Source organism: Enteroscipio rubneri (genome assembly GCF_002899715.1).
Lineage (GTDB): Bacteria > Actinomycetota > Coriobacteriia > Coriobacteriales > Eggerthellaceae > Enteroscipio > Enteroscipio rubneri.
This window is the reverse complement of sequence record NZ_PPEK01000001.1, coordinates 222,939-244,652: the sequence shown is the minus strand read 5'-3', so window position 1 is coordinate 244,652 and position 21,714 is coordinate 222,939. Positions and strand designations below refer to the sequence as shown.

Sequence of the window (21,714 nt, the reverse complement as noted above, 5' to 3'; positions counted from 1 at the left end):
CAATCGCCTTACTCCGTATCATCCCCCATGACAACATCATCTTCTTCGGGATCAAGCACGAATTCCAGAATATCGCCTGGCTGGCACTCAAGAACCTTGCAAATCATATACAGCGTTGAAAAACGAATCGCCCTGATTTTGCCCGTTTTGATACGAGACAGATTGACATTCGTGATGCCAACTTTATCAGCAAGCTCGTTGAGCGACATTTTTCGATCGGCCATAACCTGATCGAGTCGTAAAACAATAGGCATTTCCAATACCTACAGCGTGTCGTCTGTGAATTCTTGCAGAAGAGCTCCGTATCTGAAAACAAATGAAAGAACATATAACAAAGCTGCACCTAACACTGAGGCTAAGTTTATCGAAGGAGTATTACTTCCAGCAGACGAATCATAATAATTGACGATCACATTCTCCGTCTGAGCAACCGGAAGCACGCCGATTGAAAAAACCATTTCGACAACAGCTCCCAAGATGAGAATTATTGCAGCCCATTTGAACCTGCGCACTTGGGTATTAGTGAACGGAGTGCGATCCTTTGCAATGTCTTCAAAAACTCCATGCATGATTACAAGAAGGATGATAGTCGCCAATGCATAGAGAATGAGCGGCGTTGTCGAGATTACTGCCCGAATAGGATCTACTTGCTCATTTGCAACGATGACAAATATTGAGAACAAAAATAAAATCGAGAATAGCAAAATGGCCACTTTAAGTACATGACTTAACACTCTGCTGACCTTTTTCATCTTTATCAAAGAAGCTTCAACTTCGCTCAATTCTTTAATAAGCATAGAGCATCTCTCCTAATAGTAAGTATTTCTAATGATACCCTATGCTTTGATTATGTTTCACACATAAAAATAAGACGGCTTGCGAACGATCTAATCCACAAGCCGTCTCAACCGCAAGACAAGTATTTAGTATCCGAAACGTACGCAGAAAACTCCCGGGGCGCCCACTTCCATGCACCCGCCGCGCGGTTCGATGTCGCTATAGAACAGCATACTTTCACCTCCTTCGAGAATTCAACGAGGCCTTCATTGCTTCCCCCAGGTTGTCGTAAAACTCCTGGATCATCGCGCAGTAGGAGTCTTTTGACTCCACGTTGCCCGATGCGAACAGCGAGCGAGCTCGACAGCCTCCCCCGCAAATTCGTACATACCTGCAATCGGAGCAATCCTCAAACAAGGACGCATCGAGTTCCCGAAAACGACGCACAACGTCTCCCTGCATCGCCTCCTCAATTGCATCCGAGAACGCGTTGCCCATCGCATATTCCCCACGATGGAGCATATGACACGGATAGATGGTGCCATCGGCGCCGATACTGAGCGATTCGCATCCCGCGCCGCAGCGTCGTTTCACCGTCAAATTCAATCCGACAGGGGCATCCATCGCCAGGATGGGCTTGCCGTCGTCTAACGTAAGCATGCTTCTTCCAAGCCGACGCAGCGCTTCGTCGTCGGGCAACAGACCTCCGAGCACTTCATCGTTGGGCTCGCACGTCAACAGGCTAAAGTTGAGCGTGACCCCGAGGTCCTTCGACAGACGCACATAGTCTTTAAGCTCGTCAATGTTCTTCGCATGCACAGTGGGTATGATGTGCGCTTGTATGCCGGCAGCCTGCACGGCTCGCACGGAGGCCACCAACTCGTCGAAGCGTTGCTCTTCACGAATATAGGCCGGCGCCGAGGCCGAGCATCCATCGAACGACACCGACACGCAATCGACGTTCGGCGCGAGGCGCTGCAACGTCGCTTCGGACATACAGGTGCCGTTCGATAGCACCGTGACCGAGTCGATGCTGCGCACTCGCTTCGCATGCTCGACGATCTCGGGGAGATCCTCCCGCAAAAACGGCTCTCCGCCAGACACGACAAGCCGCATAACACCAGCAGAGGCCAGTTCGTCGACGGCATGCTTGATGGAAGAGAGCGGCGCGTCAGAAAGCGTGTTGCGCTGGTCGTCGAGTGAGTAGCACCCGGCGCAATGAAGATTGCAGCGCTGCGTCACATGCAGATATGCCGACAGCACGCGTCGATCCTTTTTCGCCGTCTCAAAGAATCCGCCTTTGATCAGATGCTCAAGCAGAGCCGGATCAACTGCGGCTATGTCTTCCTCGGGCACATCCTCCTTTTGGAGACGCTCGCAGACGGCTGCGCCCTCGCCCGTGAGGCCAATCGCATAGCCAGTGTCGAGGGAACCGACCATGGGTATGTCGGCGAAGTCGAACAGAACAACTTCATCAACAAATTGCATCGATGCTCCTTGCACGGTGCAGACGACGCTCTTTTCGCATAAGCAAGACGAGCGTATCTAGAGGGACAGGACAAGAGCTACCAATCACAAAAACCAATTGTACTTGAGCCTTGCGCTCAGTGCTAGACCGCACATGGTGTAATCATATGATTACAAATTGACGTTTTAATTGCTCACCTGGGAATTCTTCACGTAATTTAATGGGTCGTCTCATTTTCCAATTTATTGTTATATGATAAATTAAGAGATAAAGGATTCAAGAGACTGCCGCAGAGAAGGCGCCGCGCGATACATGCACGATTTGGGGCTTGCGAATGAGACACCCTATGGAAGGGACGGACGACATGAACATGAACATATCCACAGACAGCGAAATCAACGTGCGCCTTATCGATCTTTCTCGCATCGTCAGTTCGATGTTGGAAACTGCCGAAACGCCAAGCGATATCGCCTTCCTGCGCGACGAAATGCTTCATACGGTGGCCGAAAGCGCCGAGGCTGCTCGTCAGCGGATCATGCGATCACCAAGTTCGAACTAGCCCGCGGTAAAGCTCGCATCGGCCCCACCTGAAAAGCTTGGTACGTCCGTCAGCCCTTTGCACCGCTCCGTGGCCTATACTATCGCCATGAGAACCACTGAAGCATACGATGCCGTCCCGTTGGAAGGCGTGCACGAAACACACGGGCCCGATGCTAACGGCATGACGACACATACATTCTATGCGTTCAATACCGTGATTACGCTGCAGGCCGCAGGAGATGCCGATGCGCTCGAAGCCGCCTTTGATGATGCGCGCAAGGCATGCAGAACTTTCGAGCGCTTGTTCTCGCGCACGCTCCCCCATTCAGACATCTCACGGCTCAACTGCGCAGGCGGTAAGCCGGTTCCCATCTCCTCTGATACGGCGAAGCTCATTCGAGCGGCCTTGTGCTACTGCGAGGACAGCCAGGGGCGGTTCGATGTGACGATGGGCTCCGTCGTACGCTTGTGGGATTTCAATCGGAGGATAGTCCCCGAGCAGAGCCGTATCGACAAAGCACTCGCGCACGTCGATTGGAAGGCTGTGCACGTGTCGGAAGAGCAGCCGGAGGACTCGAGCGACGAACCAAGGGGCGTGCGCGCGAGACGCACCTGGGCGCAGCTGGACGACCCTGATGCCGCCGTGGATCTGGGAGGCATCGCAAAAGGATGGATTGCAGACCGATTGACGGAAATCGTCTGCGGCTACGGCATCGAATCGTTCATCGTCAACCTGGGCGGCAACGTCGTCGCCCATGGGAGAAAACCGGACGGAAGCCCGTGGCGCATCGGCCTCCAAGATCCGCGCTCAGAACATCGCATTGTCGGCGCTGTAGACGCAGTCAACGCATCGGCTGTGACGAGCGGCGTATACGAGCGGTGCTTCGAGCGCGACGGCATCCGCTATCACCATATTCTCGACCCAGACACCGGTTGGCCGGCCGAAACGGATGCTGCAGGCGTTACCGTCATCGCACAGCGATCCATCGATGCCGAAGGTTATTCCACGACCCTGCTTGCGCTGGGCATCGAGCGCGGCTCGGCATTCGCGCGCAGCCATCCAGCCATCCAACGCGCGTACTTCGTCGATCACCAGGGAAGCGTGCATCCATCCTGACTCGGGAGAGCGACTGGCCAACCACACCTTCTTCGATATCCAACAACAAGACGGGCGCCGCTCATTGCGGCGCCCGTCTTCGTTCGAGTAGCCTAGTCGAGCTAGGAGAGCATCTTCTCCTCTTCGAACTCCTCGATCAGGGAGCTACGATCCGTCAAAGGCGTTTCGGCATCCTGAGAGCCATCGGGAATGAACGGCTCGAACAACGGCTCGCCGTTCTGAGAAAGCTCAACCATACCAGTGAGCACATCGACGTATTGATAGGACTGACGGGCCGTACGGCCGCGCTTGCGGTCGACCTCCATAATGAACAACTGCGGATGCACCTGCATGAGCACGCCTTCGCTCTCGACGATCTTCGACCGTCCCATATTGGCGCGCACTTTCAGGCGTTGACCGACGAAATCATGTAACGTATCATGAATGGAGTCGACGATTTTGGCCTGCTTCGCTAAATCCATGCTCTCTCTTCCTTGCGTGTGTCCTCGGGTACAGTAATAACGAGGTATCATTTTATCACCTGTGTCAATGCTCTACAGAATCTGCACGGATTGTTCTTCATTTGGTAACATTAGTCAGTCTGCAGGCAAGATCCGCATCGGATCGGCAACGCCTCTCAGCACCTGCGACCAACCAGCGCCGTCAGATGCCTATGCGGAGGCGCTCCGCTCACCGCGCACAGCCTGCCTGCACTTCATCAGAGCTTTCCCCAGCCGGATAAACTCCGCCACATCGAGCGTTTCTCCTCGTCGCCTTGGATCAAGTTCGGCCAACTCGAACAGGCGCGGAAGCGTCTCGGCTACCGGGGCGTCCTGGGCGCCGCGCCCGGCAAAATACGTCTTGCACGAGTTCGCCAACGTCTTGCGGCGACTCGCGAACGCGGCATCGGCCATGGTGCACGTGGCCTCAAGCGTCGAACCGTCCACCGGATTGCCGGCGTCGTCGACGAGGGGTCGCCGGTTCAGCCTCAGCACGGCGCTCTCAACGCGCGGTGGTGGAAAGAAGTTGCCCGGCCCCACAGCGAAGCGTCCGTCTGGCTCGGCGAACAAACGCAGCTTCACGGTATAGGCTCCGTAGTTCTTCGAGCCCGGGCATGCCGCCATGCGGTCGGCAACCTCCTTCTGCACCATTACGGTAGCGCTTTCCAAAGAGGCGAACCGCTCGAAATAGTCGAGCACGACGGTGGCCGCAACGGCATACGGCAGGTTGGACACGAGCTTCGTGGGCAGAGGTTGGTCGCCGGGCAGATGCCCCGCAAACTGCGCGGATGCTCCGCGGATATCGTCAGCTTTCAGATCGAGCGCGTCTTTCTGCACGAGAGCGAACCGATCCGCCCACGGAGCGAGCGTCTCCTCGAGCACAGCGGGAAGATCGGGGTCGCGCTCTACGGACACGACGCGCCCCGCATGCTTGAGAAGCGCGATGCTCAACGTACCAATGCCGGGGCCCACTTCCAGCACGAAATCGTCGGGAGCGAGGTCGGCCAATGTGACGATCTTCTGCAGGATGGCATCGTTGATGAGGAAGTTCTGGCCGAGCGAGTACTTGGTCGACAGGCCGTGCGCTTCCAGAACGGCGCGTGTCTGCGAGACGCTTGCAAGCGGCGAAAGCCTAGCCACGACGCGAACCGTTCTTTTTCGGGCGGCTCGACTTGGAGCCCCCGCCTTGCGCAGATCGTGTCTGTTTGGAACCGCCGCCTTGCGCAGATCGAGCTTGGTTGCGACCGCCGCCTTGCGCGGATCTGTTCTTCTTGGTTGCCGGCTGGCCTGATCCGTGAGGATGGCCCGATCCGCCGGAGGCTTTCTTTGAGCCGCCGTCCGGCGTGAACGGTTCCGTTTCAGCAACGTGCAGGACAGGCCGTTCGCTTTTCACCTTGCATTCAGCCTGCGGCACGGAGCGCGGAGCATCGTTGGCAGGTCCGGGTGCCGACGATGCAGTATCCCCAGGCAGCGGGGGAAGCGGATGCTCGATGGCGTCGGCCGTGATCTCGCCGTCCGCATTGATTCTGCCAACCCAGTCAAGCACGCGTTCCAACCTGAAGCCTGCGCACGACAATGCTGAGCGCACCACGCCCACAAGGGGGTCGAAACCGTGCGGGTCTCCCCCCTCGCCCACCACATGAAGGATGGCCGGACGCTTGGAAAGCCGACGCGCGTCGGTCCAAAAGTACGGCTGCAAGCGATCGAGCAACGCCTTGAGCTGCGCCGGAGCACCGGCGAAATAGACAGGTGACACGACGATCAGCTCGTCGGCGGCATCGATAAGCGGATAGATCTCGGCCATGTCATCGTCGATGATACAGCGGATCGGGTCGCAGTCGTCGGCACCATCGCCCGCAGGCGCGCCCTCGATGGTCCTACCCCGTCGCTCTTCCAGTTCGCGACAGGCGTCGCAGCCTTCGCACGGGGCAATGGAAAGCGTCGAAACGGGAGCGAGCGCCGCCTCGTCGTCGGGACACTCGGCGATGCATGCCTCGAACAGGAGGTCGGCTAAAGCGGCACTGCGACCGTTCGGGCGCGGCGATCCGACAATGATCAGACGATTCATAAACGTGCCTCCTTCTGCCAGTCGGTAGCCGAACGATCCAGCAAGCCGCGTGCGTTCTGCATGAGCTGCTCGAGGAACGCCGCACGCTCTTCGCCCGGCTCGCATCCACGCACCTCGGCCAGCCGTTCGGCCGTAAAGACGACGTGCGCCGGGCCGCACGACGTACCACGCATGGGCTCCGGCGCCATATAGGGCGCATCCGTCTCGGTGAGCAGACGGTTCGCCGGCACCCGAGCAGCCGCCTCACGCGTACCTTCGCTCGCCTTGAACGTAAGTGCGCCGCCGAACGCCACGTAGCACCCCTCCGCTATCCACGGCTCAAGCGCGGGCCAATCCAGATTGAAGCAATGCAGCAGCGTGCCCGCTTCGGGAAAACCCTCGTCGCGCATGATGGCGAGGGCCTCGTCGTGCGCTTCGCGCAGATGCAGCGCAACCGGCAGACCGCACTCCTTCGCAAGGCGCAGCTGCCGTCGGAACGCAGCACGTTGATCGTCGCGCGGCGAGAAGTCGTAGTGGTAGTCCAGACCGATCTCACCGAGCGCCGCCACGCGCGGATCCGCCAACAGGCGCCGCAGCTCAGCCTCAAGCCCGTCATCATAATAGCGCGCATTGTGCGGATGGCACCCCACGGCGATCCTGACCCGCGGCACGCGCGGGAACGGATCGCCTCAAGTCCAGCCGACGAAGCGCTTCGCAGCGGCCGCCGATTCGAACTTCCACGAGTTCAGACGATCGAACGTCGTCGATCCATCCTCTAATACATCGACGATAGTGCACACGAATTCCACGCCGTGCACCGTGCAGCGCGCAAGCGCGAGAGCCGGATCGGGCAGCAGCTGCAAATGCGCATGCGTATCGGCAACCGGCCCCTCGAGCTTCGGCGCATCCACCACCCGGTACTTCCCGTGTTTGCGCTTCTGTCGAAAGAGCGCGTCGTCGAACACGGGCTCTTGTCGCTCGTCGACCACAGGCACCTACTCCATATCCAAATCGATTGCATCTGCGTCGAGACGCGGGAACAACGGGTCGCCCGTCTCCACCGCGTTGCCAGCGGGCAGCTGGCCCCAGGCGGTCGCCGCCTCGATGTCGGTCACGGCGGTGACGTCGCCCAGGCTCAGGCGGCGGAAGACCTCGGCCGACGTGTTCGGCATGAACGGCGCCAGGTACAGCGCGATGATGCGGATGGCCTCCAGCGCGTTGTAGATGACGGCCGCCAGCTGGTCGGCAGTCTCCTCGCTCTTCGCCAGGTTCCACGGCGCCGACTCCTCCACGTACAGGTTCACGCGGCCCGCAAGCTTCTGCACCGCGACGGCGGCGGCCGTGAAGTCGACGTCGCCGAGGGCGCGGTCGTACTCGGCGTACAGGTCGTCCGATATCTCGCGCAGCGGGTTGGCCTCCACCAGCCCGGCGGCGGATGCCGGCACCTCCGGCACCTGCCCGTCGAAGTACTTCTTCGTCATGTTGAACACGCGGCTGCAGAGGTTGCCCCAGGTGTTCGCCAGATCGGCGTTGTACACCTGCACCATGCGCTCCAGGGAGATAGAGCCGTCGGCGCCGAACTGCACGTCGCTCATGAAGTAGTAGCGGTACGCGTCCACGCCGAACACACGGCAGAGATCGGCCGGCATGAGCGCGTTACCCTTTGACTTCGACATTTTCTCGCCCTTGGTAAGCAGAAAGCCGTGGCCGAACACCGTGTGGGTGATGGGTAGCCCGGCCGCCATGAGCATGGCCGGCCAGATGACGCAGTGGAAGCGCGTGATGTCCTTGCCCACGAAGTGGTACTGCATGGGCCAGCGCTCGTCGAACTCGCCGGCGCGCTCGCCTTCATCGCCGTAGCCGATGCCGGTGAGGTAGGCCAGCAGCGCGTCGGCCCACACGTAGGCCACATGCCCCTCGTCGAACGGCAGCGGCACGCCCCAGTCGAACGTGGAGCGGCTGATGGAGAGATCCTTCAGGCCGCTCTTCACGAACGAGACGATCTCGTTCTTGCGCGTCTCGGGACGGATGAAGTCGGGGTTCTCCTCGTAGAACGCCAGCAGCTTGTCGCCGAACTCGGACAGCTTGAAGAACCAGTTCTCCTCGCCGCCCGCCTTCTGAACGGGGCGCTTGCAGTCGGGGCACACGAGCTGCCCCTCCTCGTTCTTCTCCAAGTCGCTCTCGGCGTAGTACGTCTCCTCGTGCACGCAGTACCAGCCCTCGTAGCTGCCTTTGTAGCACCAGCCCTTGTCGTAGAGGTCCTGCCAGAACTTCTTCACGCTTTTCGCGTGGCGCGGCTCGGTGGTGCGCACGAAGTCAGTATAGGTGATGCCCAGCATGTCCCACGCCTCGCGGAACGCGGGCTCCATGGAGTCGCACCAGTCCTGCGGGGTCATGCCCTTGGCGGCGGCCGTGTCGGCCACCTTCTGGCCGTGCTCGTCCATGCCCGTGACGAACGCGACGTCGTAGCCGTTCATGCGCTGGTAGCGCGCCACGGTGTCGGCGGCGATGGTGGTGTACGCCGTGCCGAGGTGCGGGGCCGCGTTGACGTAGTAGATGGGGGTGGTGAACGAGTAGGTTCCCTTTGACATGGTGCTTTCCTTTGTTCTCGGGGCGATCGGGGCGAATGGTGCTCCAGCCGCCGCATGGACCAGCGCAATAACCTGCCTATTCTAGCACGAGGGCCCGTGCGAAGAACCTCATCTCCTCCGAACCACCGCACCTTGACCAGGCACAGCGCGACAATGCAACTATTTCGCGTGACAGGTGTTGCTTCGCAATGCCTTGTCTTCTTCCTGGTCTTCTAAACGTTACAACACACATACTTGGCGAAACGGAGGAATGGGAGGCATCGAACCGAACCTTATATCAACCTTACATACGGCTTATGTTTTACTTGCATTGAGCAGATGGCGAGCTTCGGTGGAAGTTCCACCCCGTATACTGGGTGGAACGAACTTGCGAGCACCGAAGGAGGCCCGATGCATACGAATCCTGTTCGGCGGTGTTTGTCGGTGCTCGGATCCTTGCTCGCATGTTTTCTGATCATGTCGCTGATCATGGTGCAAGTGCGCTACCTTGGATACGAATCGGGCCTTATCGGCATGCCGCGCGCCGAGGCTGTCGGAATGAACTCCGCCCCTGCCTCCTCGCGCAGCACCATCACCGCCGAATACTGCAGCGAAGTGGTTTCGGCAAGCGATCCCACCAACCCCGCAGGCCGCACCTCCACGCAGCTGACGTTCGACGACGCTTGGTTCTATCGCGATTCACGCGTATACCAGCATGATCTTGCCACCGCGTGCGCTGTGCTGTCGGCGGTATGCAATTCCGAATCCCAGTACTACAGCGGCGTCCCCCGCTCCGTTCCCTACGCAGAGCAGACGCTCGGACTGCTCGGATTCGAAAACGTGCGCACCGAGTCGTATGCGCTGCGCAGCAGCATTCCCGACGAAGTGAGCTCGCTTCTGCTGGGATCGAGCGACGTCGCAGCCTACGCGCTGGCCAGCAAGCACCTTGCCTCGGACGGCGACGGGCAACCCATCACGCTCGTCTTCGTAGGCATCCGCGGCACGTATGGCGCCGAATGGCTCAGCAACTTCAACGTTCTCGGCCAAAGCGCTCAAAGTCCCGACCATCGCGGGTTCAAGGCAGCCGAGGAAGAAGTTGCGCAAGCCGTGCGCTCCTATGTGCAGGAATCGGGCCTCGATCCGGCGCATACGCGCATCCTCATCACCGGGCATAGCCGCGGCGGCGCTATCGCGAACCTGCTGGCCGCCGACCTCGACGATCCAGACGAAGGCGAACCGACGCTAGCCCCCTCGACGGGCATCTTCGCGTACACGTTCGCTGCGCCGTGCGTCACGCGCGCCGACAACCGGCACGACGCGGCTTTCGGCAACATCTTCAACGTGGCGAACGAAGCGGATATCGTCACTCAGCTACCGCTGGCTTCCTGGGGATACGATCGCTACGGCACCACTATCGAGCTGCCGCATACCGCCAGCGCGGGCTTCGACGGCTTTTACGCCGCCGCGCAGGTCGCCTACCGGCAAAACACCGGCTTCGCGTTGAGCAACGATCCCGGCGCGCTCGCCGCTTTGCATTCGTTCGGATCGAATGCCTCGGACCACGTGCCCAGGGCCGAAGACCTGACGAGCCCGATCGGTGTGCTCGGCGTCGCCCAGTCGCTCGTCGGCCTCGACCTGTCCTCCGCACTCGGAGCGCACTATCCCGACACCTATATCGCCTGGATGCAAGCACTCGATAGCGACCTGCCGGCTGCGTAAGGCCGTTCTGCGCCAGAGCTTGACGATGCAGCGATCGCGTCGCTCGCATGCACGCAGTTCCGCAGGCATCCTGAACGGCATACCGCAGTTCAGGATACCAAGCTCAACCTACGGCATGCCCGTTTTCGTTCAGGTTGTTTGGCGGACGTGCAGGTTGCCAGGCGACGAAGCGACCACGAAACAAAAGGCCGCGCATGCCTCTGGTATCATGGACGCCATGCATTCTCGAAACGACACCTTCCAACCGCGCAGACGGTGGCCGCGACGGCTCGCATGGGCCCTCGTGACTGTCGCCGTCATCCTGTTCGCAGGCGTAGCCGCGTTCGCCATATACGCAAGCGACTACTACCGAGACGCCGACACGACGCACAAAAACCTGGTCTCCTCCGCAGCGCTTCCCGTCGCGCAAGGCGACGGATACCTCGCGTTCGGCGACCCAAACGCCGCGACGGGCATTGTGCTTTATCCGGGTGCAAAGGTGGAGTACAGCGCGTACGCCCCGCTCATGCGGTTTGTGGCCGAGCATGGCTATCTGGCCGTAGCGGTGGAAATGCCGTTCAACTTCGCGTTCTTCGACATCGACGCCGCCGACCGCGTACGCGCGGCGTACCCCCAGGTGGATACATGGTGGATAGGCGGCCATTCGCTCGGAGGATCGATGGCGGCACAATACGCGGCCGACCATGCGGACGACGTCGCCATCGAAGGCCTTGTGCTGCTGGGCGCGTACACGGCAAGCGACCTCTCGGATGCAGATTTGGGCGCCGTCACCGTCTACGGCTCCAACGATCTGATTCTCGACCGCGACAAGCTCGCGGAGGGCGCCACGAAGCTGCCCGAAGGCGCCAAGACAGTCGTCATCGAGGGTGGGAACCACGCAGGGTTCGGCGATTACGGGCCGCAAAAGGGCGATGGGGAAGCGACTCTTCCCCCCGACGATCAGCAAAAACAGACCGCAGACGTACTCGCAGCCTCCATCGAAGACCGGGAGTCGCACGCAAAAGCTTCTTCTGCGGCCGCGTAAGCAGGCGGACTACCGCAGTTTCGCGCGGCGCCCGCGCCAATCGGGCATGAACGCGTCCATGAGCGCCTTGAAGCGCGGGCCGTGACCGCGTTCCAGCAGGTGGCACAGCTCGTGCACCACAACGTATTCGAGACATTCGGGCGGGTAGAGTGCGAGGCGCACATTGATGCAGATGCGCCCAGTCGCCGGCTGGCAGCTCCCCCAGCGACTCGTCATATTGCGGTAGGCAAGCTTGCCCGCCTTCACGCCCATGATGGGCTCCCATGCCTCCACGAGCACGGGCACGCGTGCTTCGACTACCGCACGCCATGAGGCCACCTCCTCGGGCGTCGCCTGAGCAGCCAGAGCAGCCGGCGACGTAGCCGCCTGCGCGAGCTTCGCGTCGATCCACGAGCGCTTCTCGCGCACGAACCGCTCCACGTCCGCTGTGCGCATGTAGGCCGGTGCCGACACCTCCACCAAGCCGCCGCCGCGAGGGACGCGCAGGTTGAGATTCTTGACGCGCTTGCGCGAGAGGCGCACGGTCAGACCGTCCACCTCAAACTCGACCGGTTGCATCGCCCGTCGCGCGCTCATGCCGACGCCTTCCATCCTCGTGCCAGCCGTGCGACGAACAGCGCCGTCATGAACAGCGATGCTGCCGACCGCATCACGCCCGACCACCTCACGCCTCGAGCGCGATGTCGTACGCCGCGTTGCGCGCGATGCCGAACTCGTCGGCGATCGCGCGGGCTATCTCTTTGTTGCGCAGCCCGGAGGCCTTGAGCTCGGCAGCTCGCGCGGCGGCGGCTTGTTGCGCGTCCTCGGCGGCGGTTGCGTCCTCGGCGGCGTTCGGTCCGTCCACTACAATGACGATCTCGCCCTTCACGCCACGCCCGCCCTCGGCCGCCCGGGAGGCGAACTCGTCGCGGACGGCGGCCACCGGGCCGCGCACCACTTCCTCGTGCAACTTCGTGAGCTCGCGGCATACGGCCACCTCGCGTTGCGGCAGCGCAGTAGCCAGCGCGCCGAGTGCGGCGGCAAGGCGGTTCGGACTTTCGTAGAACACGAGCGCCGCGTCGAGCGCGCGCAGGCTATCCAGCAGAGAGACGCGTTCGGCATCCTTGCGCGGGAAGAAGCCGCCGAAGTAGAAGCGGGGATTGTCGCAACCGCTTGCCACATAGGCTGTGGCCGCCGCCGTGGGCCCCGGCAGCACCTCCACGGCCACGCCCGCCTCGCGAGCCGCGCGCACGAGGCGCAGCCCCGGGTCCGACACGCCCGGCATGCCCGCGTCCGAGCAGTACGCGATCGTCTCCCCGGCGGCGACGCGCTCTACAAGCGACGCCGCGCGGTCGCCGATGAGCGCCTCGTCCAAACGTTCGAGCCGCTTCTCGATACCGAAAGCCGCCAATAAACGACCCGTCACCCGCGTGTCCTCGGCACACACGGCATCGGCCGCACGCAGCGCCTGGAGCGCGCGCTCGGTCATGTCGCCCAGATTGCCGAGCGGCGTGGGGCATATGACCAGCTTGCCGAATCCCATGTGCTCCCTCTTCCGTTTAGCTGCGTCGTTTTCCGTTGCCTGCCATTGTCGGCCATGACGCCCGAGAAGGCAAACGACGCAGCTGGCCTTGGAGCGGTTCATCTCGGTCACGGATTCCTCGATCCCGCATCCACGCGAAGGAGAAAACTCCCCTTCACTCCCCCTGAACGACCGTCCCTCGGGCCCTTTCCCCGAACCGGGCGGCACCGTGGAGGAACAGTAGCCGCTCGTCAACCGTTCCTTTGCCGCGAACGCGCTCTTGCGGTCGTCTTGGGCAGACTCGCCGCTCGCGCCGTCGCGCTAGACTCCGGCGATGCAAAGCCGGTCGAGGTTGTCGTAGGGTTTGGGAGGGGTCGAGGGGTTCGCCCGCAACGTCTGCGAGCAATTCTTCCCCCGCGCGTCGCGGACATGAACCCCCAGTACCGTTTTTATGCGCCACCGATCTTGCAACTTTTGGCCGTTTTTGACGGAAATTCGCCGCCTTTCAGGGTTTCTTCGGCACACAATATCCGGTACTGCGAGCCGATCTGGGGAAACACCGAAACCTCAACCGATGGTATCGCCAGGGATCGATCCAAAGGCTCCCGTTTGCGCGAATTTCCGCCAAAAACGGCCACAAACCGGAAATGTCTTGGCTTTGACGCCCCGATACCTGCGAGCTTATTCGGACAAACGCCCAATGCGAAGCTTCCGGATGTAAAAAAGCCGCCGCATCGGAATCGATGCGGCGGACGAGGCTTCCCGTTTGCATGCGCAACGTTACAGCAGCTCCTCCACCGCCGACGCGACGGCGTCGGGAATGCTGGTCGTGGGCTCGAAGCGGCGGACGACGTTGCCGTCGCGATCGACGAGAAACTTCGTGAAGTTCCACTTGATGTCGGGCTTACTCGCATAATCGGGATCGGCCCCCGCTAGCAGATCCTCGAGCACTTGCGTCAGATCGTGGCTCTCGTCGAAGCCCTCGAACCCCTTCTGCTGCTGCAGGTAGGCGAACAGCGGGTCGGCGCCTTCGCCGTTGACCTCGATTTTCGCGAACTGGGGAAACGTCACGCCGAAGCGGGACGTGCAGAACGCCGCGATCTCCTCGTCCGTGCCCGGCGCTTGGTGGCCGAACTGGTCGCACGGGAAATCGAGGACGTCGAACCCGCGATCGTGAAACGCACGGTACAGCTCCTCGAGTTGAGCATACGTGGGCGTGAAGCCGCACTCGGTGGCGGTATTCACCATGAGCAGCACGCGGCCACGGTAGTCGGCGAGCGAGACGTCCTCGCCCTGCTGGTCCTTGACGGTGAAATCGTAGATGCTGGAAGCCATGGGTCCTTCTTTCAAGAGGAGTCGTTCGTTGTTGATGATCCCATGATACCGCAATATGATACTTAATAGATAACATTTTGCGGAACGGTCGCATACGTTTTGCGAACGAGCTGCTCGGGTGCTTTTCTCCGCAACGCGCTGAGACCGTTTCATCGAATGCACGGCTCCGTCGGCTAGCTGCGGCGCTTTTCTACCTCCAGCGCACCGCAGCTTCCTCCTTCGGAGCGGTGCGGCGGTAGCGCACGGCAGGGTGGCCGATGACCAGGGCCGTGACCACCTTCTCGCCGCGCAGCAGCCCCAGCTCGCGACGCAGCGTGCGCGACATGGCCGCGGCCGTTGCGAAGTAGCCGCTGTATAGCACGCCCAGACCGCACGCCTGCGCCATAAGCTCCATGTTGGATGCCGCCAGGGCGCCGTCGATGTCGCTGCGCGCGATCACGACGATGGCTGCAGGCGCGCCTTTGAAGAAGAACCGGTCGTCGAAGCTCGTGCGGCGCGCCATCGAGTTCGCGAGTTTCACGAGGGGGAATACGCGCCTGAACAGACGAACCGCCCACGCTTCGAACCGCGCGATGTCGTCGCGCAGCACCACGTACGACACGTCTTGCGCGTTCTTGGCGGTGGGCGTCAAGCGTCCCGCCTCGATGATGCGCTCGATAACCTCATTCGCCACAGGCTCGTCGGTGAACCGGCGTATGCTGCGGCGCGCCCCGACAGCCTCGAGCAGCTGCTCCGCATCGAGCGTAGGCGGCGCGCCCGCAGTCAACTCGCGCGGCCCCTCCTTGAAGCCGCTCAGGGACACGGCCCCCTTCGGGCAGATTGCGACGCAGTGCCCGCAGAGGATGCAATCCCGGGCGATCACGCGCGCCCTCCCATCCTCGACCGCAAGGGCTGCTGCGGGGCAATCCCCCTCGCACAGGCCGCACCCGATGCACCGCGCCGCGTCGATCATCACATCGTGCTCATACCTCATGCGAGCTCCTCCGTCCACAGATCGTGGCGATGGCGATCGTGCGTCTTCGGCCCGTACTCGATGGCGCCGGTCGGACACCCAGCGATGCAGGCCATGCAATGCGTGCACGAGCCGTGCCACGCGAGTTTGCCGTCGGCCAGCGCGATATTGCCAAGCGGACAGCGCTCGACGCATCGACCGCACGCGATGCACGCATCCGAGGCGGCGAACTTCGCATCGTGCACGAGCGCCGGGTAGAACGCGACGTTCACCGGCCCGCTGCGGAACCGATCGCGCAAATCCACAGGGCGATCAGGAAACGGCTTGCCTTCGCCGACGAGGGCAGCCAGCTCGGCCACGCGCGGCTCGGCGCGCTCGACGATGGCGCGACACGCCTCGGCATCGGGTGTGTCGTAGAGCGCCAGGTAGTTCTCGGGCATGACGACCGGAGCGAGCCCGCGGAAGCGCAGCCCGACGCTCGAGCACAGCTTGCGCGCGTACGCCGCGGCATTCCCGCAGCTCCCCGCGCACGTGAGCACAAAATACGCATCGCGACTGCCCTCGAAGCGCGCGCTGCGGATCCACCGATCGACCACGCGGGGCATGCGCCACGCATACGTCGGCACGACGAACACGAGCGGCTGTTCCGAACTGCACGCCTCCGCCGCCCCTTCCTTCATAGAGCGGTTGATGGAGACGACGTCGTCGCCGAGCGCTTCGGCCAACCGCAGCGCCGCCCATTGGCTGTTTCCGGTGCCGCTGAAATACAAGATCATGGACGTCTCCCGTTACAATGGTATCATCTGATGTGATACATTTTGTATCAGGTATGCCGATGCGTCAATCCGCGCACCGGAGACAAAACGAGGTGATCTGTCTCATGGACAAGAGAAGGCAGGAAAACCAGCGAGTGAGAGACCAGCTGCTGGCCGCATTGATCGAATTCGCCGGACGCAAGGACTGGTCGAAGGTGACCGTCACCGAGCTGGTCGAGCAAGCGGGCGTCGCCCGTGCATCGTTCTACCGCAACTTCTCATCGGTCGAGGAAGTGGTCGAGTACGGCATCGAGCAGGTGACACAGCGCTACCACGAGGATATGCCCGACGGAGACTTCGACAGCCGCGCGCGCCTCGAGTTCGAGTTCCGCTTCTACCAGGAGCACGCCGATCTCGTGTTGGCGTTCCACCACGCGAAGGCGGGTACGTCGCTGCTCGACCTCATCACCGATTGCGAGATCGAGGCCCGAGGCGACATGCCGGCGAGCTCGCTTTCGCGCTACGAGCTGTACTTCAGCGCCGGCGCGTTCTACAACGTACTGCTCTGCTGGCTCGAAGCCGGCATGCCCGAGCCCCCCGACGTCATGGCTGAGGCGTTCGCCCGCATGGCGAACGGCGAGAAGCTCTAACCGAGATCCGTTTCAGCGTCTCGGCCTCCTCGCATCGGAGGTTCTTGGCGCGCAAGCGCTCCCTACGCTCGCTTCGTCTCGATCTCCAGCTCGCCGGCTTTCTCTTGGACAGCGTGGGGTCGCCCAGCGTTCACGAACCGATCGCGCGTCTTCTTCGCCTCGGCCTCCTTGTCGGCCAGGTTCGCCTTCGCCACCGAGATCATCAGCTTGATGCGGTTGAGCTGGTTCACCTCGGACGCGCCGGGGTCGTAGTCCACCGCCACGATGTTGCTGTCGGGGTAGCGGCGGCGCAGCTCCTTGATGACGGCCTTGCCCACCACGTGGTTCGGCAAGCACGCGAACGGCTGGGTGCACACCACGTTCGGCGCGCCGGTGCGGATGAGCTCCACCATCTCGGCCGTCAGCAGCCATCCCTCGCCCATCGAGTTGCACAGCGACAGGATCTCGCTGGCGTACGCGGCCAGCTCGTAGATGTCGGCAGGCGGCTCGAAGCGACTCGAAGCCTCGAGCGCCTTCGTGACGGGAGCGCGCAGCTTCGCGATGGCCCACAGGCCGATGCGCGAACCCACCGCGCCCTTCGCCGAGCGCCCGAGCGGATCCTTCTGGAAGATGCCGCCCGCGATGCCGAACAGGAAGAACTCGGCCAAACCCGGAACCACGGCCTCGCAGCCCTCGCGCTCGATGACGTCGACGATCTGGTTGTTCGCCGTCGGGTGGAACTTCACGAGGATCTCGCCCACCACGCCCACGCGCGGCTTCGTGCCCTCGCCGGCCAGCGGCAGCGTGTCGAAGTCCTCCACGATGCGGCGCACCGTGTCCTTGAACTCGCGGCGCTTGAGCCCTCGGCGCAGCTGCGCCTTGCACGTTGCCATCCAGTGGTCGAACAGGCGGTTCGCGCTGCCCGCCTCCACCTCGTAGGGACGCGTGCGGTACAGCGCCATCATGAGCAGGTCGCCGTAGAAGATGGCGTAGGCCGCCTGCAGCAGCATGGCGGGCGTCACCTTGAAGCCCGGGTTCTCCTCGCCGAGGTCCTTGAACGACAGGGCGATCACGGGTATGTGCGGCAGGCCCACGGCCGCCAGCGCCTTGCGGATGAGCGAGATGTAGTTCGTGGCGCGGCAGCCGCCGCCCGTCTGCGTGATGATGACGGCCAGCTTGTCGGTGTCGTAGCGACCCGACATGACCGCCTCCATGATCTGGCCGGTGACCAGGATGGACGGGTAGCAGATGTCGTTGTTCACGTACTTGAGGCCCGCGTCGACCGCGCCGTGGTCCACCGACGGCAGCAGCTCAAAGTTGTAGCCGTTGCGCTTGAAGATGTCCACGAGCAGGTCGAAGTGGATGGGCGCCATCTGCGGGCAGAGGATCGTGTAGCCTTCGTCCTTCATCTCCTGCGTGAACACCGCGCGCGGGAACTCGGTGGTGGCGCCTTCGCGCTGGCGGAAGCGCTCGGCAACCTCGGGCGCGGCCTTCTGGGTGAACGTCTCGGGGGTGGCGCCGGTCAGCTTCGCCGCAATGGCAGCTTCCGTCTGGCCCGTCTTCGCGTCGATGGCCGCTTCGGGCGTGAACTCGAACGTGTCGGGGTCGAAGCTGACGGCGGGGCAGCCGCGCGGCATGCGCTCGGCGTCGGCCTTCTCGTCGGCCTGGTCCTTGAGCGCCGCCAGCAGCGAGCGCACGCGGATGCGCGCCGCGCCCAGGTTCGACACCTCGTCGATCTTGAGCACGGTGTACACCTTGCCGGCCGCCTCGAGGATCTCCTGCACCTGGTCGGTGGTCAGCGCATCGAGGCCGCAGCCGAAGCTGTTGAGCTGGATGAGGTCGAGGTCGGCTCGCTCGGTGGCCACCTTCGCCGCCGCGTACAGGCGGGTGTGGTACATCCACTGGTCCACGAGGCGGATGGGGCGCTCGAGCGTGCCGAGGTGCGCGATGGAGTCCTCGGTGAGCACGGCCAAGCCGAAGCTGGTCAAGAGTTCGGGGATGGCGTGGTTGATCTCCGGGTCGTTATGGTAGGGGCGGCCCGCCAGCACGATGCCGTGCGTGCCCGTGGCCTCCATCCAAGCGAGCGTCTCCTCGCCCTTCGCGCGGATGTCGCGCTTGAAGGCCTCGTCCTCGGCCCATGCGGCTTCCACGGCAGCGTCCACCTCGACCTGCGTGGGAGCTGCGGCCGAGCCCATGAGCTCGGGGTGCGCCTCGACCAGCTCCACGAACAGGCGCTTCTTGAGGTGCTCCTTCTGGTCGTAGGGCAGCCACGGGGTGAGCAGCTTCACGTCGGACGTGCGCAGCTCGTCGATGTTGAGGCGCAGCGCCTCGGGGTAGCTGGCCACGATGGGGCAGTTGAAGTGGTTGCCCGCACCCTCGTCCTCCTGGCGCTCCCACTTGCTGCACGGGAACCAGATGAAGTCGGGGGCCTTGTCCAGCAGATTCATGATGTGACCGTGGCTGAGCTTCGCCGGATAGCACACCGATTCGGACGGCATGGACTCGATGCCCGCCTCGTAGGTCTTCTTCGTGGACGGGTCGGACAGCACCACGCGCCAGCCGAGCTTCGTGAAGAACGTGAACCAGAACGGGTAGTTCTCGTACTGGTTGAGCGCGCGCGGGATGCCCACGCTGCCGCGCGGGGCGTTCTCGGGCGCGAGGGGCTCGTAGTCGAACAGGCGGCTGCTCTTGTATTCGTAGAGGTTCGGCACGTTCTTGCTCTCGTCGAGCGTGCCCGCGCCCTTCTCGCAACGGTTGCCCGTGATGAAGCGGCGATGCTTGCCCGTGGTCTCGTCCACGCCGAAGTCGTTGACGGTGAGCAGGCAGTGGTTCGAGCACGCCTTGCAGCGCACGGTCTTGTGCGTGGGCGACAGCTCCGCCAGCTGCTCGAGCGTGAGCAGGGTCGAGCACACGGCGACGGGCGCGGCCAGCTCGTCGTTCTCGGAGCTCCACGCCGCTCCCGCCTCGGCCTTGCGCGCCTCGAGCGCCACGGCGGAGTGATAGCGGTCGCGCGCGAGCAGCGCGGCGCCGAACGCGCCCATGTTGCCGGCGATGTCGGGGCGCACGGCCTGGACCTCGGACAGCTGCTCGAACGCGCGCAGCACGGCGTCGTTCAGGAACGTGCCGCCCTGCACGATGACCTTCGTGCCCACGTCGTGCGGGTCGCGAATCTTGATGACCTTGAACAGCGCGTTCTTGATGACGGAGATGGCAAGGCCCGCGGCGATGTCGCCTACGGTGGCGCCTTCCTTCTGCGCCTGCTTCACGCGGCTGTTCATGAACACGGTGCAGCGGCTGCCCAAGTCGACGGGGCGCTCGGCGCGCACGGCGGTATCCGCGAACTCGGCCACGTCCAGGTTGAGGCCCGTGGCGAAGCTCTCGATGAAGCTGCCGCAACCCGAACTGCACGCCTCGTTGAGCATGATGTGGTCGATGACGCCGTCCTTGACGCGCAGGCACTTCATGTCCTGGCCGCCGATGTCGAGGATGAACTCGACGCCCGGCAGCATCTCCTGCGCGCCGCGCAGATGCGCCACCGTCTCGATCTCGCCGGAGTCCACGCGCAGCGCCTCCAGCAGCAGGTGCTCGCCGTAGCCCGTCACCGTGGCGTGGCCGATGCGCACGAGCGGCTCGCCCGTGTCGGCGTCCACCGGCATCTCGTTGTACAGGTTGGAAAGCGCCGTGCGGGCGCAGCCCAGCACGTCGCCCTTGTTGCTGGCGTAGTGCGACCACAGAAGCGCGCCGTCCTCGCCGATGAGCGCGGCCTTGAACGTGGTGGAGCCGGCGTCGATGCCGAGGTAGGCCGTGCCCTCGTAGTCCATGAGGTTGCCGCGACGCACGCATTCGCCGTCATGGCGGCTCTTGAACTGGGCGTACTCGTCCTCGCTGGCGAACAGCGGGGGCAGGCGCACCACTTCGGAGCCCTGGATGTCGCCGAGGTTCTTCAGGCGATCGAGCACGTCGTCCAAAAGCTCGGCCTTCACCGTCTCGCTGGCCGCGCCCGCGATGGCGCAGCCGCCGGCCACGAACAGATGGGCGTTGTCGGGAACGATGATATGCTCGTCGTCCAGATTGAGTGTTTCATAGAAGCGCTTGCGCAGCTCGGGAAGGTATTGCAGCGGGCCACCGAGGAACGCCACGTGGCCGCGGATGGGGCGGCCGCACGCCAGGCCGCTGATGGTCTGCGTGACCACGGACTGGAAGATGGATGCGGCGATGTCCTCCTTGCGCGCACCTTCGTTGATGAGGGGTTGCACGTCGGTCTTGGCGAACACGCCGCAGCGGCTGGCGATGGGGTAGATGGTCTGCGCATCCTGCGCGAGCACGTTCAGGCCGCCCGCATCGGTGTTCAACAGGGCGGCCATCTGGTCAATGAACGCGCCGGTACCGCCGGCGCACGTGCCGTTCATGCGCTGCTCGATGCCCTGGTCGAAGTAGATGATCTTCGCATCCTCGCCGCCCAGCTCGATGGCCACGTCGGTGGCGGGGATGAACGTTTCCACCGCCGTCTTGCTGGCGATGACCTCCTGCACGAACTCGATGCCCAGCCACTGCGCAAGCAGCAGGCCGCCCGAGCCCGTGATGGCGATGGTCATGCGCTTGTCGCCGAAGTCGGCTGCAGCCTCCGAGAGCACTTCCACGATGGTGGCGCGCACGTCGGCGTGGTGGCGACGATACACCGAGAATTTCACCTCGTTGGCCTCGTCGAGGATAGCCAGCTTGACCGTGGTGGAACCCACGTCGATGCCTATATGCAGGGGATTCTCAGGCACGTTCGCCATGACGTTCTCCTTCGCGTTCT

General features: G+C 62.7%; 20 protein-coding genes. 5 read left to right on the top strand and 15 right to left on the bottom strand.

Features of this window, described 5'->3' with window-relative positions:
- Positions 1–8 precede the first annotated feature (8 nt).
- From C2L71_RS01000 to C2L71_RS00990, 3 genes are all read right to left on the bottom strand, one after another.
- Positions 9–254 (bottom strand): helix-turn-helix domain-containing protein, encoded by a 246-nt coding sequence (locus C2L71_RS01000; protein WP_103263921.1) that lies wholly within the window; start codon positions 252–254, stop codon positions 9–11.
- 9 nt (positions 255–263) lie between these two features.
- Positions 264–797 (bottom strand): hypothetical protein, encoded by a 534-nt coding sequence (locus C2L71_RS00995; RefSeq protein ID WP_103263920.1) that lies wholly within the window; start codon positions 795–797, stop codon positions 264–266.
- Between the two features lie 217 nt (positions 798–1,014).
- Positions 1,015–2,265, bottom strand: coding sequence for a radical SAM/SPASM domain-containing protein (locus tag C2L71_RS00990; RefSeq protein ID WP_103263919.1), 1,251 nt, complete (start codon positions 2,263–2,265; stop codon positions 1,015–1,017).
- Between the two features lie 344 nt (positions 2,266–2,609).
- Between C2L71_RS00990 and C2L71_RS00985 the strand changes: the two genes are divergently transcribed.
- Together C2L71_RS00985 and C2L71_RS00980 are read left to right on the top strand one after the other, a co-directional pair.
- Positions 2,610–2,804, top strand: a complete 195-nt coding sequence (locus C2L71_RS00985; protein ID WP_129588454.1) for a phenylalanyl-tRNA synthetase subunit alpha — start codon at positions 2,610–2,612, stop codon at positions 2,802–2,804.
- 162 nt (positions 2,805–2,966) lie between these two features.
- Positions 2,967–3,902: an FAD:protein FMN transferase gene (locus C2L71_RS00980; protein ID WP_239926200.1), complete on the top strand. Its 936-nt coding sequence runs from the start codon at positions 2,967–2,969 to the stop codon at positions 3,900–3,902.
- A 101-nt stretch (positions 3,903–4,003) separates the two neighbouring features.
- Here C2L71_RS00980 and C2L71_RS00975 read toward each other — a convergent pair whose 3' ends face one another.
- The 6 genes from C2L71_RS00975 to metG all read right to left on the bottom strand — a co-directional run bounded on the left by C2L71_RS00975 (position 4,004) and on the right by metG (position 9,019).
- Positions 4,004–4,363, bottom strand: coding sequence for a Veg family protein (locus C2L71_RS00975; protein WP_103263917.1), 360 nt, complete (start codon positions 4,361–4,363; stop codon positions 4,004–4,006).
- 189 nt (positions 4,364–4,552) lie between these two features.
- Positions 4,553–5,521: a 16S rRNA (adenine(1518)-N(6)/adenine(1519)-N(6))-dimethyltransferase RsmA gene (gene rsmA / locus C2L71_RS00970; RefSeq protein ID WP_103263916.1), complete on the bottom strand. Its 969-nt coding sequence runs from the start codon at positions 5,519–5,521 to the stop codon at positions 4,553–4,555.
- Entirely contained in the window at positions 5,514–6,449 is a 936-nt protein-coding gene (locus C2L71_RS00965) for a flavodoxin family protein (RefSeq protein ID WP_103263915.1), read from the bottom strand. The genes rsmA and C2L71_RS00965 overlap by 8 nt, the downstream gene beginning before the upstream one ends.
- A complete protein-coding gene (locus C2L71_RS00960; RefSeq protein WP_103263914.1) occupies positions 6,446–7,099 on the bottom strand; it encodes a TatD family hydrolase in 654 nt (217 codons plus the stop codon). The genes C2L71_RS00965 and C2L71_RS00960 overlap by 4 nt, the downstream gene beginning before the upstream one ends.
- 18 nt (positions 7,100–7,117) lie before the next feature.
- Entirely contained in the window at positions 7,118–7,417 is a 300-nt protein-coding gene (locus C2L71_RS00955; protein ID WP_103263913.1) for a nitrate ABC transporter substrate-binding protein, read from the bottom strand.
- A gap of 6 nt (positions 7,418–7,423) precedes the next feature.
- Positions 7,424–9,019, bottom strand: coding sequence for a methionine--tRNA ligase (gene metG / locus C2L71_RS00950; RefSeq protein WP_103263912.1), 1,596 nt, complete (start codon positions 9,017–9,019; stop codon positions 7,424–7,426).
- 390 nt (positions 9,020–9,409) lie between these two features.
- Here metG and C2L71_RS00945 point away from each other — a divergent pair, with 390 nt between their 5' ends.
- Both C2L71_RS00945 and C2L71_RS00940 read left to right on the top strand, forming a co-directional pair.
- Positions 9,410–10,717, top strand: coding sequence for a lipase family protein (locus C2L71_RS00945; RefSeq protein WP_103263911.1), 1,308 nt, complete (start codon positions 9,410–9,412; stop codon positions 10,715–10,717).
- Between the two features lie 283 nt (positions 10,718–11,000).
- On the top strand, positions 11,001–11,741 hold the full coding sequence (locus C2L71_RS00940) for an alpha/beta fold hydrolase (RefSeq protein WP_239926198.1): 741 nt from the start codon (positions 11,001–11,003) through the stop codon (positions 11,739–11,741).
- 9 nt (positions 11,742–11,750) lie between these two features.
- On the opposite strand, the gene C2L71_RS00935 is transcribed toward C2L71_RS00940, so the two are convergent.
- From C2L71_RS00935 to C2L71_RS00915, 5 genes are all read right to left on the bottom strand, one after another.
- Positions 11,751–12,317, bottom strand: coding sequence for a M48 family metallopeptidase (locus C2L71_RS00935; protein WP_239926196.1), 567 nt, complete (start codon positions 12,315–12,317; stop codon positions 11,751–11,753).
- An 88-nt stretch (positions 12,318–12,405) separates the two neighbouring features.
- Positions 12,406–13,263, bottom strand: coding sequence for a 16S rRNA (cytidine(1402)-2'-O)-methyltransferase (gene rsmI / locus C2L71_RS00930; RefSeq protein ID WP_103263909.1), 858 nt, complete (start codon positions 13,261–13,263; stop codon positions 12,406–12,408).
- Between the two features lie 759 nt (positions 13,264–14,022).
- The gene (locus C2L71_RS00925) at positions 14,023–14,577 is read right to left on the bottom strand and encodes a glutathione peroxidase (RefSeq protein WP_103263908.1); all 555 of its coding nucleotides are present in this window, start codon (positions 14,575–14,577) and stop codon (positions 14,023–14,025) included.
- Positions 14,578–14,767: 190 nt separating this feature from the next.
- Positions 14,768–15,550 (bottom strand): nitroreductase family protein, encoded by a 783-nt coding sequence (locus tag C2L71_RS00920; protein WP_103263907.1) that lies wholly within the window; start codon positions 15,548–15,550, stop codon positions 14,768–14,770.
- Complete coding sequence (locus tag C2L71_RS00915; protein ID WP_103263906.1) at positions 15,547–16,305, bottom strand: EFR1 family ferrodoxin; 759 nt, start codon at positions 16,303–16,305, stop codon at positions 15,547–15,549. Before C2L71_RS00915 ends, C2L71_RS00920 begins: the two co-directional genes overlap by 4 nt.
- Before the next feature lie 104 nt (positions 16,306–16,409).
- Between C2L71_RS00915 and C2L71_RS00910 the strand changes: the two genes are divergently transcribed.
- Positions 16,410–16,934: a TetR/AcrR family transcriptional regulator gene (locus C2L71_RS00910; RefSeq protein ID WP_103263905.1), complete on the top strand. Its 525-nt coding sequence runs from the start codon at positions 16,410–16,412 to the stop codon at positions 16,932–16,934.
- Between the two features lie 62 nt (positions 16,935–16,996).
- On the opposite strand, the gene C2L71_RS00905 is transcribed toward C2L71_RS00910, so the two are convergent.
- Positions 16,997–21,694: a 2-hydroxyacyl-CoA dehydratase gene (locus C2L71_RS00905; protein ID WP_103264234.1), complete on the bottom strand. Its 4,698-nt coding sequence runs from the start codon at positions 21,692–21,694 to the stop codon at positions 16,997–16,999.
- Positions 21,695–21,714: the final 20 nt, after the last annotated feature.

What these genes read in the sequence shown, in the direction of transcription:
- C2L71_RS00995 (WP_103263920.1), bottom strand. Translation starts at nt 797, where the DNA reads ATGCTTATTAAAGAATTGAGCGAAGTTGAAGCTTCTTTGATAAAGATG.
- C2L71_RS00990 (WP_103263919.1), bottom strand. Translation starts at nt 2,265, where the DNA reads ATGCAATTTGTTGATGAAGTTGTTCTGTTCGACTTCGCCGACATACCC.
- C2L71_RS00925 (WP_103263908.1), bottom strand. Translation starts at nt 14,577, where the DNA reads ATGGCTTCCAGCATCTACGATTTCACCGTCAAGGACCAGCAGGGCGAG.
- C2L71_RS00915 (WP_103263906.1), bottom strand. Translation starts at nt 16,305, where the DNA reads ATGATCTTGTATTTCAGCGGCACCGGAAACAGCCAATGGGCGGCGCTG.
- C2L71_RS00935 (WP_239926196.1), bottom strand. Translation starts at nt 12,317, where the DNA reads ATGAGCGCGCGACGGGCGATGCAACCGGTCGAGTTTGAGGTGGACGGT.
- metG (WP_103263912.1), bottom strand. Translation starts at nt 9,019, where the DNA reads ATGTCAAAGGGAACCTACTCGTTCACCACCCCCATCTACTACGTCAAC.
- C2L71_RS00985 (WP_129588454.1), top strand. Translation starts at nt 2,610, where the DNA reads ATGAACATGAACATATCCACAGACAGCGAAATCAACGTGCGCCTTATC.
- C2L71_RS01000 (WP_103263921.1), bottom strand. Translation starts at nt 254, where the DNA reads ATGCCTATTGTTTTACGACTCGATCAGGTTATGGCCGATCGAAAAATG.
- C2L71_RS00905 (WP_103264234.1), bottom strand. Translation starts at nt 21,694, where the DNA reads ATGGCGAACGTGCCTGAGAATCCCCTGCATATAGGCATCGACGTGGGT.
- C2L71_RS00975 (WP_103263917.1), bottom strand. Translation starts at nt 4,363, where the DNA reads ATGGATTTAGCGAAGCAGGCCAAAATCGTCGACTCCATTCATGATACG.
- rsmI (WP_103263909.1), bottom strand. Translation starts at nt 13,263, where the DNA reads ATGGGATTCGGCAAGCTGGTCATATGCCCCACGCCGCTCGGCAATCTG.
- C2L71_RS00910 (WP_103263905.1), top strand. Translation starts at nt 16,410, where the DNA reads ATGGACAAGAGAAGGCAGGAAAACCAGCGAGTGAGAGACCAGCTGCTG.
- C2L71_RS00980 (WP_239926200.1), top strand. Translation starts at nt 2,967, where the DNA reads ATGACGACACATACATTCTATGCGTTCAATACCGTGATTACGCTGCAG.
- C2L71_RS00945 (WP_103263911.1), top strand. Translation starts at nt 9,410, where the DNA reads ATGCATACGAATCCTGTTCGGCGGTGTTTGTCGGTGCTCGGATCCTTG.
- C2L71_RS00920 (WP_103263907.1), bottom strand. Translation starts at nt 15,550, where the DNA reads ATGAGGTATGAGCACGATGTGATGATCGACGCGGCGCGGTGCATCGGG.
- C2L71_RS00965 (WP_103263915.1), bottom strand. Translation starts at nt 6,449, where the DNA reads ATGAATCGTCTGATCATTGTCGGATCGCCGCGCCCGAACGGTCGCAGT.